The following is a 13,996-nucleotide window of genomic DNA, read 5'->3' as shown; positions in this document are numbered from 1 at the left end:
CGAACCGAACTAACCCCCAACCGATATAAGTCTTGATTCCAGTCGAGGGGAGGAACTATGACCCCCGCGCCAGTCGTCAAAGACGGATGACGGATTCGGAGACGGAAACCATCTCGGTTGCCGAAATCAGTGACGGTCCAGGGGGAGTTGGCAACGAAGACCCGGGGACGACTGTCGAACTACCGGTGGTCGACATCCTCACCGGACGGGGGTTCATTACGGGGAAGTCCGGGTCCGGGAAGTCGAACACGGCGTCGGTGATGATAGAGAACCTGCTGTCGTCGAACTTCCCGGTTCTCATCGTCGACACCGACGGCGAGTATTACGGTCTCAAACAGGAGTTCGAACTCCTGCACGCCGGCGCGGACGACGAGTGCGACATTCAGGTGAGTCCCGAACACGCCGAGCGACTCGCCACGCTCGCACTCGAACAGAACGTCCCGATTATCCTCGACGTATCGGGCTACCTCGACGACGCGGCAGCAGACGAGTTAGTGACAGAAGTGGCGAAGCACCTCTTCGCCAAAGAGAAGAAACTCAAGAAGCCGTTCTTGATGCTCATCGAAGAGTGCCACGAGTACATCCCCGAGAAGGGCGGGATGGACGAAGCGGGCAAGATGCTCATCAAAATCGGCAAGCGAGGACGCAAACACGGCCTCGGCGTCGTCGGCATCTCACAACGCCCGGCCGACGTCAAGAAAGACTTCATCACGCAGTGTGATTGGCTCGTCTGGCACCGCCTCACGTGGCGAAACGATACGAAAGTCGTCGGCCGTATTCTGGGGTCGGAGTACGCCGACGCAATCGAGGATATGGGCAACGGCGAGGGCTTTCTCGTCACCGACTGGTCTGAGTCTATCCGGCGCGTGCAGTTCCACAAGAAGCAGACGTTCGACGCAGGGGCAACGCCCGGCCTCGACGACTTCGAGCGCCCAGACCTCAAATCGGTCGACGGTAACCTCGTCTCCGACCTGAAGGAGATTTCTGACGAGAAAGAACGCCGTGAGAGCGAGATTGCCGACCTGAAACAGGAACTCGAAAAGAAGAACGCGAGGATTCGGCAACTCGAACGCGAACTCGAAGAGGCCCGTGACCTCTCTCGGATGGCCGACCAGTTCGCACAGGCGATGTTCCAGAAAGCCGAAGCGCCCTACCGCGGCGGCGCGGGCCGGAACCTCGAACGCCCAGAGGAGAAACAGGCGGCACTGGGCGAGTACGGCGTTCCGGGTGCTGACGCCGCACCCGACGGCGACGACGCCCCGGAGACGCTGGACGACATCGACTGGGAGACAGCGGACGAGGAACCACAGATGGGTGCCACACCCGACGACGTCGCCCGGGCAGTCGCAGACACGGACCTCTCGACGGACGAGACGGACGGCGACGAGGACGACCACCCGAGCACTCGAAGCCATCCGCGTCCCCCACTCGAAGCACCGGACGGGCCGCCGTGGCCGACTCACGGCCTCCTCCCCGAAAGCGAGGACGTGGACGAGGAAGCGTGGGAAGCGGCCGTCGATATGGGTGACTTCGAACCCGCGGACCTGCAACCGGCACCCGGTGCCGAGAACAGACGCGACGTGGTCGACCGGATGACCGCTATCGTGAACGCGCTCAGCGAGGTTCACCACGGCATGCTCGCCCACTACCGCGAACACGGCATCTCCGACCCACTTTCGGCCCACGTCGCGGCGGGCGAGACTGGCGACCAACATCTCGCCTACGGTCGCAATCGCTCGCTTCGCCGCGCGGGGTTCATTCGCCACGCTGGCCGTGGGCAGTACGAGTACGCGCTCCCGGACCTCGTGAGCGACGAGTACGCAGACCTGTTGGATGCAGACGAACTGCGAGCGACGGTCGAAGCTATCGAAGCGTCGTTCGTCGACGACGACGAGGAGTAACCGCCGGCCGGTCGTCGTCGAGTCGTCAGCGTCGAAAAATCGTGTCTGTGGCCGAACCGTGTCGCGACCTTACAGCCCCGAGACGAGGTCTTCGAGTGCTGCGCGTGGGTCGTCGGCTTTCGCGACACCGGACGCGAGGAGGATACCGCTCGCACCGAGTTCTTCTGCCGTCACGACGTCGTCGCCGGTAGAGATACCGGCACCGCAGTAGACGTCGACGTCCTCGTCGACGTTGGCCGCCGAATCGACGGCGTCGGTGACGATGTCAGGGTCGCCAGTCGCGACGGAGACGTCGCCGCCGATGAGTTCCGGTGGTTCGACGGCGACCGAATCTGGCCCGAGCGCGGTCACTGCGCCAATCTGTGCGGGGTTGTTCGCACAGACGCACGTCTCCAGTCCGGCGCGTTTTGCGGCCTGTACCGACCCGTCGATGTCGGCGAGTTTCATGCGCTTTTCGGAGTGGTTGACGAGCGTCCCAACCGCACCCGCCTCGGCGACTGCTTCGGCGAGCGTACTGCCGGTGTGACTGCCGTACTCGTTCGGGTCGACGTGTTGGGCCCACGTCTCGACGCCCGTGTCGGCGACGCGTGAGATGTCGGCCGCCTGTGGCGACACTGCGATACGGACGCCGGACTCCTCGGCGACGTCTCGGGCGGCAGTGGCTACTTCGATGGGGTCACACGGGTAGGCCTTGAGGTTGACTAGGATGAACACAGACGATATCGGTGGTGGCGAGACTAATAAATTGGTTTTCGGTGCCGAGATTGTCACGAACGGACGCGTCTCGAGAGGCGAAGAGTCGAAGAAGGTACGCCGAAAGCCACACCGAGTCGGTGTCGACTGTCAGTCTTTGCGCTTGACCACGTCGCCGAGCGTCGTGGTGGTACTGCCGCCACCGGACCACTCGGAGTCGTCGTCGCTCTCGCCTTCGACGAGCGAGATGTCGAGTTTCCGTTCGAGTTTCTCCCGAACGGAGTCCGGCGGCATGATGTCGCCGCGTTCGAGTTTGCGGATGAGACTCGCCTTCTCGTTGAGCGACTGGGCGAGTTCTTCCTGACTCAATCCGCGGGACTCGCGGGCCTGCCGGATACGGGAGTCGTAGTCGGTGGCAATCTCGTCCATGTCGTCGAACATGTCGCGGCGGCGGCGGGTCTTCGACGACGAGGACGACGACGAACCGGACGACCCAGACGACTTCCCACTCGACGAGGAGGTAGAGTACTTCGAGGTCGCGCTGGAAGTCGACTCGGTGCGGACCTCCGTGCCGAACTGGGCGCAGTTGTCACACAGTTGCAGTTCTGCGCCTTCGACTTTCACAGTCTTCAGAGAGGCTTGGTCAGAGCCACACATCTCGCACTGAGGCATACACTCACGTACCGTCCCGCTGCGTATAAAAGGCACGCCACTCGGCATCGACCAACGGCGTCGTCCCGCCATTGTCAGTCGATTTACTCGTGCCGCCGGCGACGCCGAATTCGCGCGCGTCGGGCGTCGTTACGTCAGGTCGCCCCACGCACCCCAGAACCGCTGGAGTGCGGTGAGGTGACCGACGATGGCGAAGAACACCAGTAACCACCCGACGAGGGTGAACCCGCCGAGGGTGCCGGTGTAGACGGCCGACGCGAATCCGACGAGACCGATGAGCGCGAGTCTGTCGGCGCGGCCAACCAGTCCACCGTAGGCGCGTCCGAGGCCGACGGCCTGAATCTGCGTCCCGAGATACGAGGTCATGAGGACGCCCGTGACGGCGGCGAGGCCGAGTGCGAACGAGTCGATACCGGCGGCCAGTCCGACCAGCACGACGATGTCGGCGTACCGGTCGAGGACGTGGTCCAGCAGGTCACCAGCCTTCGAGGAGACGCCCTGTTCGCGAGCGAGTGCGCCGTCGACGAGGTCCAACCACCCGTTGAGGAAGACGAAGAGTGCGCCGAGGCCGTACCACAGTGGGTCGGCGATACCGAAGGCGACGCCCGCCGCGATGGCGAACGCGAACGCGATGACGCTCACGCCGTTCGGTGACAGGCCGGCAGTGTCGGCGGCAGCGACGAACGGAGCGAGCAGTTTGTCTGCCGTGTCGCGGTACTGGTCGAGTGTCATAGGTATTCGATGAAGTCGACGGTTCCTGCGGACGGTTCACGCTCGCCGTTCGCCACGGCGAGGATGTCGTCGGCGACGGCCTGTGGGTCGCGGTCGGTCGTGTCGATTTCGTAGACGGCGTCTTCGCCGTGGAATTCGACTGCCTCGCCGAGGATGACGTCGAGAGCTTCGGATTCGCGGTTCTCACGCGCCTTCGCCTCGGATTCGCCGCGCTCTCTGAGTCGCTCTTCGAGTACGTCTGGTCGGCATCGGAGGACGACCACTTTGTCGGCGTCGAGGTGGTGTGCGAGGTGCGACTCGACGATGCCGTCCCAGTCACCGAGATGGTCACGAACCGCGTCCAGGTCCACGACGAGCGTGTCACGGTCCTCGTCGCGTTCGGTCCAGAGGGCCTCGTCTTTTACGAGTTGGTTGAGGTGGACGACAGGTTCGTCGAGTTCCTCGGCGACGAGGTCCGTCGCCGTGGTCTTTCCGGTGCCGGGCGTGCCGGTGACGACGAGTCTCACGCCGTCGGCACCTCCGAGACGACGCGGTTGAGAACCTCGACGGCGCGTTTCGTCTGCGCTTCGGTGCCGCAGGAGACGCGGATACACTCGGGGAGGCCGAAACTCCCGCAGTCGCGGACGATGACGCCCTCGCGCTGGGCCGCCTCGGAGACGGCAGTCGCGTCACCGACGTCTGCGAGGACGAAGTTGCCGGCGCTCTCCCACGTCGGCACGTCGAGTTCCGCGCGGAGATAGTCGCGAGACCACTGCGCGGATTCGACTGTCTTCTCGACGTGTGCTTCGTCGTCGAGGGCGGCGAGTGCGGCGCGGAGGGCGACTTCGCTGGCGGCGAACGGCGTGTTCACGCGGGCGTAGACGTCGGCCCACGCCTCGGGGACACAGGCGTATCCGACGCGCAGGCCGGCGAGGCCGTACGCCTTCGAGAAGGTGCGCAGGACGGCGACGTTGTCGTACTCCGAGAGGAGTTCGATAGCCGACGGTTCGTCGGCGAACTCGGCGTACGCCTCGTCGACGACGAGCAGTGTGTGGTCGTCGACGGACTCGGCGAGTGTGCGAATCTCCTCGATTGGGAAGAGCGCGCCGGTGGGATTGTGGGGCGTCGTGAGGTAGACCATGCGTTCGCCGTCGTAGACGTCCAGCACCGCTTCGGCGGTCTGTTCGAAGTCGTCGGCTTTCGACACCTCGTAGGTGACGGCGTCGCCGTGGTGATACCGGGCGCTCATCGAGTAGTACGAAAATCCGGGCGCGGGTTCGAGGATGTCGTCGCCGGGTTCGAGCATCGCGCGAGTCAGATAGTCGATAGACCCGTCGGCACCGGGTGAGACCCACACCTGTGCGGGGTCGAGGTCCCACTTCGTCGCGAGTTTCTCGGTCAGGTCGGTGTGTGCGGACTTCGGATAGACGCTCACCGTCGGTGCGGCGTCTTCGATAGCAGAGATTGCCTTCGGACTCGGGCCGTGTGGGTTCTCGTTCGAGGAGAGTTTCGTCAGTTCCTCGGGGTCCATCCCGAGTTCGCGGGCCACCTCCTCAGTCCCGCGGCCGGGAACGTAGGGAGTGTGCGAAGAGAGGTCCCGTGGTTGCATGGTCGAAGGATGCGGGTGGCGGTTCTTAAGGGTGCGTACTCTGCGTCGGCGACTACTGTCTCACTCGTCGTCGCTCTCCGGTCGGTACTGGTCGAAAGATGGGTCGTCGTCGAGTGCGTCGGGGACGAACAGCGTCGTCTCACCGAAGTCTCGGATTATCTCCTGTCCCTCTCTGCCGGTGAGATAGCCGACGTACGCCATCGCGACGGGGTAGTTCACCTCGTGTCTGGCGGGGTTCGTGGGAATCACCGCGTACTCGTTCAGCAGGATGTCCGGTCCACCACCGAGTGGCCCTTCGACGTAACTGACGAGCGACGTGGAGTCTGCCATCACGTGGTAGGTACCCCTATCGACGAGCGTGTACGCCCCGCGTCGGTCGGCCTGTCTGAGCGTGTCTCCCATCCCGTCACCGGTCGCCTGATACCACCGTTCGGTGGGGTCGGCCCCACAGCGGTCCCACAGCAGTCGTTCTCTGATGTGAGTCCCCGAGTTGTCGCCGCGAGAGAGGAACAACGAGTCAGCCTCACTGATGGTTTCGAAGGCGGCCAGCGGGTCGTTTCCGACCGCCTCGATGCCTGCCGGGTCGTCTTCCGGCCCGACGACGAGGAAGTCGTTGTGCATCAAATCACGGCGGTTGATGCCGTGGCCAGCACGGAGGAACTCGTCTTCTGCACGCCGGGCGTGTGTGATGACCACGTCGGCGTCGCCATCCGCGGCGGTTCGAAGAGCGGCACCGGTCCCTTGCACGAGTGTCTTGACGCGCACGCCGTATCTCTCAGTGAATCCTTCGTGGAGTACGTCGAGGAGACCCGTGTCGTAAGCCGTCGTCGCCGTCGCGAGCGTCAGGTCGCCGGAGACACCGCCGTTCGTGTCGGAATCGCCCGCGGCGTCGCTCCCGCCACTGAGTGCCATCCCGCTATTCCCTCGCCGGTCGTTGCCGCCGAGGCAACCAGCGACCCCCAGTGCACCCACCGCGCCGACCGATTGGATGAATCGTCGCCTCAGCATTAGTTCGCAGTTCTCCCTGGATAGGTAAATTACAATGGTACCATTCTCAGGATGTTGAAATCGGATTCAGTTACGTACCTGCGTCCGAACCGACTCGGCGAGTCGGACCGCGAGTGCGGCGATGGTGAGCGTCGGGTTCATCGCGCCGCCCGTCGGGAAGACGCTCGACCCGGCAATCCAGAGGTTCTGCAGGTCGTGTGTCCGGCAGTCGGCGTCGACGACGCTCGTCTCGTGGTCGTCGCCCATCCGGGTCGTCCCCATATGGTGGAACGCGGGACCGGTCGACTCCGGACCGACGGTCCACGTCTCGTCGACGCCGAGTTCGTCCATCACCGACGCCTGTATCTCGTTTGCACGGGTGAGGGCGGCCTTCGTCTGGTCGTCGACAGACCAGTGGACTTCGGGGACTGGGTCGCCCAAATCGTCCGTCGTCTCTGCGTCGAGGGTCACGTAGTTGTCCTCCCGTGGGAGTTGTTCGACGAGCGCACCCATCGCGATGTGCGTCCCGTAAGACTCCGCCAACTGGTCGCGCAACTCGTCGCCCCACGTGTCGGCGTGGAGGGCGTCGATGACGGGCGACGGGCCGGCGTAGTTGAGGAACTCCAGTTTGATGCCGTTGACGGGGTCAGAGTCGTCGTAGAACTGGTGTGTCTCGCTCGTGTTGAACCCGACGTGGTTCTGTCTGGTCGGCCTGTCGAGTCGGCCACCCATGCCGGCGAACAGGTGGTCCATGAAGTACCGGCCGACGGTACCCGACGAGTTCGCCAGTCCGTCGGGATACTGGTCGGACGCAGAGAGCAAGAGCAACCGGACGTTCTCGACGCCGCCACAGGCGAGGACGAACTGGCCTGCTTCCTGTCGGTGCGTCTCGCCGTCGGGTGTGGTGTAGACGGCGGCGACGACGGAGTCTCCGGAGTCGTCGTGTTCGAGACGGCGGACTCGTGCCTGGTCGACGATGCGTGCGCCCGCCGTCTCCGCCTTCTCGACGTGTGACTCGGCGGTGTACTTCGCACCCGAGGGACAGACCGGTTTGCACGTTCCGTACCCGATACACGGTGACCGACCGTCGTACGGTTCCGAGTTGCGGGCGTTCGGAACCGAGTGCATGTCGATTTCGAGACGCTCACAGGCGTCGGCGAAGAGTGAGTCAGAGTGAGACGGTGGGAACGCCGGAAGCGGATAGGGGTCGTCACGTGGCGGTGCGTACGGGTTGTCTACCGCGCCGGCGACACCTAATTCGCGTTCTGCCTCCGCGTAGTAGGGTTTGAGGTCCGAATAGGAGATGGGCCAGTCGACGCCGGTGTCGTGGCGCGAGGCGAGTTCGAAGTCACGTTCGTGGAGGCGCATGACCATCCCCTGCCAGTGGAGCGTGGTTCCGCCGACGCCCTTCACACGCGCGGCGTTGAGCGGATAGAACGACGCGCCTGACGACGTGAACTCGTCTCGTGGCCCGCCCATCTCCCACGGGTTTCCGAGTCCCGGACGGACGTGTCGTTCCAGTTGCTCACGTCTGTCGCCGTCGAATCGTGGTCCCGCTTCGAGGACGACGACTGTTGCGCCGGACTCCGCGAGTCTGTGTGCGACGATGCCGCCGGCGGGGCCGGCACCGACGATACACACGTCGGCGTCTTCGACTGGCGTCCGGTCGGTCTGAGCGTCGTTAGCCATCGCTCTCACCCGTTCCCTCGTCTCCGTCCATCGTCGCCCGCTGGTAACTCTCGGTGCCGCCGGGGTAGCCGATTGGGTTCTCGATGCCGACGAGTCGGCCACCTGTCGGTGAGGCGTAAAAGGCGTAGAGCAGTTCGTTCACGACGTGGAACCGGACTCGCTCGGAGAACGTGCCATCCGCGATTGGGTCAGCAGTGTCTGCTCCCAGTTCGCGGAGGAGGGCGTCTCGCTTCGCTGCCGGGAGTTCGGAAAACGGCGACTCGTACCACTCTCTGGCGACGTCGTCGAGTTCTGCGGCGGTCGCTCGCATCTGTTCCCCTCGGTTCTCGTCTCTCGTGCGCCCGAGGACGTACGTCTCGACGAACGTGTCGATACCTTCGGCCTCGCTCGGATAGACGACTTCTCCGGCAGCGACCATCGTCGCCAGTACCTCCGCCGCGGATGGTTCGATGCCGTCTGCGGTCGGTGGGTCGAACCGGTCGATGGCGACTGCACCTCCGCCGACGATGCCGAGTCCGGCGAGAACCGCAATCGCGTCCCGTCGCGTCAGCCGCATTCGTCCGGAATTAGGCGAGCCTAAACTTAGGGCTTGTCCATTCTCTCGCGTAGCGAAAAACGGGGCGTTCGCGGCCTCAGTCCTGTCGCACGTCGTGTTCGAGGACGCCGACGCCCTCGATTTCGACTTCGACGTGGTCTCCATCTACGAGTGGGCCGACGCCTTCGGGCGTGCCCGTCGAGATGACATCACCCGGTTCGAGCGTCAGGTAGGTCGTAATCTCGGCGATAAGCTCCGGGATGGAGAAGATGAGGTGTTCGATGCTGGAGTCCTGTCTGGTCTCACCGTTCACTCGGAGCGAGATACCGGCGTCGTCGGGGAGATGTTCCGGGTCGGCGAGGACAGGCCCGAGCGGTGCCGCACCGTCGAACGCCTTCCCGCGAACCCAGTTCGACTCGATGTCCTGGTCGTCACGGTTCGACACGTCGTTCATGATGGTGTATCCCGCGACGACGTCCTCGGCGTCTTCGGGGGCGACGTTCCGACACTGCTCGCCGATGACGACGGCCAGTTCTGCCTCGTGTTCCACGTTCTCCTTGCCTGCGGGGAGCGTCACGGTGTCGCCGTGACTGGCGACGGTGTTCGGCGTCTTGAGGAACAGCAACGGTCGGTCGGGGACCTCTTCGTCGCGCTCTTCGGCGTGTTTGGCGTAGTTGCGACCGATACAGATGATTTTGGTCGGTTCGCACGGTGGGAGGACGTCTACCTCTCCCAGGTCGTAGGTGTCGCCGCAGAACGAGACTGAATTGCCGTGCCACTCACCCTGTCGGACCGCACCGGCAGGGTCACGAAAACGAACGTGGTGCATGGACGACGAGTCTGTGTCGTTCGTGATAGGTCTTTACATCCCACTGGCCGTCAAAACAGGTCCAACCCGACGTCGATGCAAGCGTAGAGACAGGCGATGGCGAACGCGAACGCCGCGCTCGGTGCGCCGACAGAGAGGTCCAACACCTGCCCGGAGGTGGCGACGAGCGTGAGTGCGACGGCGTAGTAGATAGTGCGGAGGAGAATCGACTGTCTGCGGTGGGCCGCACGGAGGTTCGGCAACACGTACAGGGCACCGAACGTGAACCCCCCGGCGACGAGAACCGCGGCGAAGAGGCCACCGCCCCCCACGTCTGCAATCGCTCCTGAGAACGTCCCCAGGCCCAGTGTCGCGTTCAGATACGCCGCCCGGCGCGCGAGAAAGCCGTACCCCCCGCGAGGGCCGAGGCCGATTTCGTTGTCATCGATGCGGTGCCACGGGTGGGCCGTCGAGAGCACGCCCATCCGGAAGGCACCGATGGTCACGGAGGACACACCCAGCGAGACGATTGCGCTCGTCGTCACCGCGACTGGATACGAGACGGTCTGAAACGCAATCCAGAGCATCGGGAGTGCGAGCACCATCTGCTGACCGAGGCCGTAGTAGATGATGGCATCGAGCCACGCGTCCACCCCTCTGTCCTGCGCGTCGAGCGATTCGGGGCGGTTTCTGTGTTTCTGGACCGCCTGGTCGTTCGGGGACATACACAGTTCATGTGATTGTAGAATGAAAAGTCCTGCCGAGCCTCGGTGGACGTTGCCCTCGGTGGGGACGTTGCCGCTCGAAATTCGGAGATGTCGGTGGGAAGAATCCGGTCACACCGCCCCCCGCGAATACCTTTTTGTGTATTTCACGTGTAACGTCTGAATGCAATGGAACTCACCTGGCACGGTCACTCGACGTGGTACGTCACAGTCGAAGACACCTCGCTCCTCATCGACCCGTTCTTCGACAACCCCTTCACGTCGCTCGACCCGAGCGACGTCGAGACGCCGGACTACGTCCTCCTCACACACGGTCACGCCGACCACATCTCAGACGCCGGCGCGTTCGACGGGGCGACTGTCGTCGGCACACCCGAAATCGTCAGCTACGTCGAAGCCGAGATGGGTGTCGACGAGACGATTGGGATGAACATCGGCGGCACCGTCGAACTCGGCGATGCCTTCGTCTCGATGGTCCGTGCAGACCACACGAACGGCATCAACACGGGTTACGAATACGACGCCGGCGTGCCGGGCGGGTACATGATTAGCGACACGATGCCCTCCCGCGAGTCCGACGACGACTCCACGACGTTCTACCACGCAGGCGACACGGGTCTCATGACCGACATGCGCGAGGTTTTCGCGCCGTATCTCGAACCCGACGCGGCGGCACTCCCCGTCGGCGACCACTACACGATGGGGCCGCTACAGGCCGCCATCGCCACCGATTGGCTGGACGTCGACCACGTCTTCCCGATGCACTACAACACGTTCCCCGCCATCGAAATCGACATCCGCGACTTCGAACACGAGGTAAAGGCCGCCGGCAGTCGCGCCGAGGTTCATGTCCTCGACGCCGACGAGTCGTTCACACTCGACTAAGTCGCGTCTGTTCCCGACTCATATTTTTGTCCCGGTCGTGCACCATCCCGTCCAATCGAGGAACCGTTAGGGCCGAACACTCCTGACCACCGGGTGATGCCCGACATCCAAACCTCGACAGTCAGCGACGAAGGCTTCGCGACGACGAGTCAAGTGGGAAGCTACGCCCTCGACATCGACGCGACGAACGAGCGTGGTCCGAACCCGAACGCGACGCTCGTCGCGACGTACGCCTCCTGTTTCCTCCCGGCCTTCCGCGTCGGTGGTCAGAAGACGGGCCACGACGACCTGGGGAAGATTCAAATCGACGCCGACGCCGAACTCACCGAAGGCGACGACCTCTCGGAGATTCGGTTCGACGTCTACGTCGAGGCGGACCTCTCTGACGAGGAGTTCGCCGAGATTACGGCACTCGCAGAGGACATCTGTCACGTCCACGACGCACTCCGTGACGACCTGCAGGCGAACGTGACCGTCATCGGCGGCGCGTTCTAAGCGCTCTCGGTCTCGATTTAGTCGTTCAAAAATCCGCGTAACGGTGCGGTCCGTGGACTCGACAGCCCAAGTACCCGACGCGTCAGTGGTGACGCTGTCGGTATGTTCGAAGGCTCATGGCCTTCCCCTCCACGATTACGACCTCGCCATCTTGCGGGTCTGATTCGGCGACAGTCTCGACTTGTTCGCGGAAGTACGGGCTGTTCGGTTCTTCCATGGCAGACACTACGCTTCGGGTGTTAAAAATCTTTGTCAGACATTCTCACACGTGGTAACAGTTACGTGTGAGATGTGTGTCTCAGTCGTCCGCCGCGGCGGTGGGCGTTTCGTGGCTGATTTCGGTGCCGAGGACGGTGAGGAACGCCGACAACCACTCGGGGTGGTCTGGCCACGCCTGTCCGGTGACGAGGTTCCCATCGACGGTCACTTCGTCCACCCACGTACACCCGGCACGCTCGACTTCCGGTTGGACTGCCGGATACGACGTCATCTCGTAGCCATCGAGTACGCCGGCGGCGGCGAGAATCTGCGGGCCGTGGCAGATTGCGGCGACCGGTTTGTTCTCGTCGAAGAAGTGCCGAACCGTGTCGAGTACCTCCTCGTAGCCACGGAGATACTCGGGTGCCCGCCCACCGGGAACGACGAGTGCGTCGTAATCTGCGGGGTCGATATCCGCGAACGTCGCGTTCAGTGCGAAGTCGTGACCGCGCGTCTCCAGATACGTCTGGTCGCCGCGGAAGTCGTGGACGGCAGTCTTACAACTGTCGCCCGCATCCTTCTCCGGACAGACCGCGTGGACTTCGTGACCCACCATCTGGAGCGCTTGGAACGGTACCATCACCTCGTAATCCTCGACGAAATCGCCAGCGAGGAGTAGAATTTTCTTTCCGGGCATGGGGTTCACCCATTCGGTAGTTCTCGTGTCAGAACAATAATCGTTGTTCACGAACCGGCGACACTCACGCTTTCGAGAACGTGTCGCGGTGGGGGCGTGGGCCCCCGGAGCGACTACTTCGAGAGGAGTCGCCCGATGTCACCGAGTCCGTCGAGGACGTGGTGGGGTTCGTACGGACTGTTCGCCAGTGCCGCCTCGTCCGTGACGCCGGTTTTGACGAGCGCAGTCTCCATCCCCGCGTCGAGGCCGAACGCGATGTCGGTGTCGAGTCTGTCGCCGACGACGAGTACGTCTTCGGCGGGCAGGCCGAGTCTCTCCAGTACGACCCGTTGGGCGACTGCCGAGGGCTTTCCGAGTACTGCGTCGGGTTCACGGCCGGCGACGCCGGCGACAGCGTGAATTATCGCCCCCGACCCGGGGATGTCGCCGTCGGCAGTCGGGATGATGATATCGGGGTCGGTGCCGTAGAACTTCGCGCCGTCGCGGAGGGCGACGTAGGCGTCGCGTAAGTCGTCGAAGTCGAACTCACGGTCGATAGCGACGACGACGACGTCGGGTGCGTCGGTCGGTCCGACGAGTTCGAGGCCCGCGTCGCGGAGTTGGTCGTGGAGGCCCGACTCCCCGATACAGTACGTCCGTGCTCCGGGATGGTGTTCGGCGAGATAGACTGTCGTCGTCGTCCCGGACGTGACGATTTCCTCTGCTGTGGCCTCGATGCCGGCCTTTCGTAACCGCGCCTCGTAGGCTGGCGGTGCTTTCGTCGGGTTGTTCGAGACGAACAAGCGGGCGAGTCCGGCGGATTCGATGGCCGAGAGGCCGTCGAGTGCACCGGGTATGGCTTCGTCTCCCCGAACGACGCTTCCGTCGACGTCGAGGACGACACCTCGATACTGCATCGTCCGTGGTAGGGTTCGACGGTTGTTGAACGTTCGCCCGGAGAACTATTATGTGGCGTGGTGACGTATCTCACAATATGGGTGTCTCCACGAAACGGCTGGTCGGGTGGCTCAGAGGACCAGCGACTGGAAACAGCGCGATGGGCGTCTACGGACTCGTGACGGCGATGGTCGCACTCTTCGTGACGTACTCGATGGTCGCGACGATGGCAGTGGTGGTGCCGTTGTTGTCGACGACGACAATCGTCGTGGCGACTATCGTCGTGTGGGTAGTGACGTGGGCCATCCTCGACGTACTCGCGAGTCGGTTCCTTCGCAAGACGCCCACGTAATGACACCCACGTAATCTTCTGCAAGACGCCTGCGTCGTTCCACAGCGACGCCCAGGAACGCAGTTTCGGTGCCCAAGGACTGTTCTCCGGTGCAGAGTATCGAGTGACCCGAACGACGTCTCCGAACCGCCGGACCAACCTGTCCCGAGAGTCCCGGTCGAAT

General features: G+C 63.5%; 17 protein-coding genes. 4 read left to right on the top strand and 13 right to left on the bottom strand.

Annotation, left to right across the window (positions count from 1 at the left end; translation table 11 throughout):
* Positions 1-86 precede the first annotated feature (86 nt).
* Complete coding sequence (locus ACK3R5_RS06360) at positions 87-1,901, top strand: helicase HerA domain-containing protein (protein ID WP_411968416.1); 1,815 nt, start codon at positions 87-89, stop codon at positions 1,899-1,901.
* Between the two features lie 69 nt (positions 1,902-1,970).
* Here ACK3R5_RS06360 and tpiA read toward each other — a convergent pair whose 3' ends face one another.
* From tpiA to ACK3R5_RS06310, 10 genes are all read right to left on the bottom strand, one after another.
* On the bottom strand, positions 1,971-2,615 hold the full coding sequence (tpiA, locus tag ACK3R5_RS06355; RefSeq protein WP_411963219.1) for a triose-phosphate isomerase: 645 nt from the start codon (positions 2,613-2,615) through the stop codon (positions 1,971-1,973).
* A 129-nt stretch (positions 2,616-2,744) separates the two neighbouring features.
* Positions 2,745-3,266 (bottom strand): multiprotein bridging factor aMBF1, encoded by a 522-nt coding sequence (locus ACK3R5_RS06350; RefSeq protein WP_411968415.1) that lies wholly within the window; start codon positions 3,264-3,266, stop codon positions 2,745-2,747.
* Between the two features lie 129 nt (positions 3,267-3,395).
* A complete protein-coding gene (locus ACK3R5_RS06345; protein WP_411963217.1) occupies positions 3,396-3,998 on the bottom strand; it encodes a CDP-alcohol phosphatidyltransferase family protein in 603 nt (200 codons plus the stop codon).
* Positions 3,995-4,504: an adenylate kinase family protein gene (locus ACK3R5_RS06340; protein ID WP_411968414.1), complete on the bottom strand. Its 510-nt coding sequence runs from the start codon at positions 4,502-4,504 to the stop codon at positions 3,995-3,997. Before ACK3R5_RS06340 ends, ACK3R5_RS06345 begins: the two co-directional genes overlap by 4 nt.
* Positions 4,501-5,586, bottom strand: coding sequence for a histidinol-phosphate transaminase (gene hisC, locus ACK3R5_RS06335; RefSeq protein WP_411968413.1), 1,086 nt, complete (start codon positions 5,584-5,586; stop codon positions 4,501-4,503). The genes ACK3R5_RS06340 and hisC overlap by 4 nt, the downstream gene beginning before the upstream one ends.
* 60 nt (positions 5,587-5,646) lie before the next feature.
* Positions 5,647-6,594, bottom strand: coding sequence for a substrate-binding domain-containing protein (locus ACK3R5_RS06330; protein ID WP_411968412.1), 948 nt, complete (start codon positions 6,592-6,594; stop codon positions 5,647-5,649).
* A 66-nt stretch (positions 6,595-6,660) separates the two neighbouring features.
* Entirely contained in the window at positions 6,661-8,262 is a 1,602-nt protein-coding gene (locus ACK3R5_RS06325) for a GMC family oxidoreductase (protein ID WP_411968411.1), read from the bottom strand.
* Positions 8,255-8,818, bottom strand: a complete 564-nt coding sequence (locus ACK3R5_RS06320; RefSeq protein ID WP_411968410.1) for a gluconate 2-dehydrogenase subunit 3 family protein — start codon at positions 8,816-8,818, stop codon at positions 8,255-8,257. The genes ACK3R5_RS06325 and ACK3R5_RS06320 overlap by 8 nt, the downstream gene beginning before the upstream one ends.
* A gap of 76 nt (positions 8,819-8,894) precedes the next feature.
* Entirely contained in the window at positions 8,895-9,626 is a 732-nt protein-coding gene (locus ACK3R5_RS06315) for a fumarylacetoacetate hydrolase family protein (protein WP_411968409.1), read from the bottom strand.
* Positions 9,627-9,676: 50 nt separating this feature from the next.
* A complete protein-coding gene (locus ACK3R5_RS06310; RefSeq protein ID WP_411968408.1) occupies positions 9,677-10,330 on the bottom strand; it encodes a hypothetical protein in 654 nt (217 codons plus the stop codon).
* A gap of 168 nt (positions 10,331-10,498) precedes the next feature.
* Between ACK3R5_RS06310 and ACK3R5_RS06305 the strand changes: the two genes are divergently transcribed.
* Together ACK3R5_RS06305 and ACK3R5_RS06300 are read left to right on the top strand one after the other, a co-directional pair.
* Positions 10,499-11,215, top strand: coding sequence for a metal-dependent hydrolase (locus ACK3R5_RS06305; RefSeq protein ID WP_411968407.1), 717 nt, complete (start codon positions 10,499-10,501; stop codon positions 11,213-11,215).
* A 96-nt stretch (positions 11,216-11,311) separates the two neighbouring features.
* Positions 11,312-11,710, top strand: coding sequence for an OsmC family protein (locus tag ACK3R5_RS06300; RefSeq protein WP_411963208.1), 399 nt, complete (start codon positions 11,312-11,314; stop codon positions 11,708-11,710).
* 82 nt (positions 11,711-11,792) lie between these two features.
* Here the strand turns inward: ACK3R5_RS06300 and ACK3R5_RS06295 are convergent, their stop codons facing one another.
* From ACK3R5_RS06295 to ACK3R5_RS06285, 3 genes are all read right to left on the bottom strand, one after another.
* On the bottom strand, positions 11,793-11,927 hold the full coding sequence (locus tag ACK3R5_RS06295) for a hypothetical protein (protein ID WP_411963207.1): 135 nt from the start codon (positions 11,925-11,927) through the stop codon (positions 11,793-11,795).
* A gap of 81 nt (positions 11,928-12,008) precedes the next feature.
* On the bottom strand, positions 12,009-12,605 hold the full coding sequence (locus ACK3R5_RS06290; protein ID WP_411968406.1) for a DJ-1/PfpI family protein: 597 nt from the start codon (positions 12,603-12,605) through the stop codon (positions 12,009-12,011).
* A 113-nt stretch (positions 12,606-12,718) separates the two neighbouring features.
* A complete protein-coding gene (locus ACK3R5_RS06285) occupies positions 12,719-13,501 on the bottom strand; it encodes an HAD-IIA family hydrolase (protein WP_411968405.1) in 783 nt (260 codons plus the stop codon).
* Positions 13,502-13,578: 77 nt separating this feature from the next.
* Between ACK3R5_RS06285 and ACK3R5_RS06280 the strand changes: the two genes are divergently transcribed.
* Positions 13,579-13,833 carry a hypothetical protein gene (locus ACK3R5_RS06280; RefSeq protein ID WP_411968404.1) on the top strand — a complete coding sequence of 85 codons (255 nt, stop codon included), beginning with the start codon at positions 13,579-13,581 and terminating at the stop codon, positions 13,831-13,833.
* The last annotated feature ends 163 nt before the right edge of the window (positions 13,834-13,996 follow it).

The organism is Haloferax sp. YSSS75 (assembly GCF_046764215.1).
GTDB lineage: Archaea > Halobacteriota > Halobacteria > Halobacteriales > Haloferacaceae > Haloferax.
The sequence above is the reverse complement of the archived record's forward strand: the minus strand, read 5'-3'. Positions and strand labels throughout refer to the sequence as shown.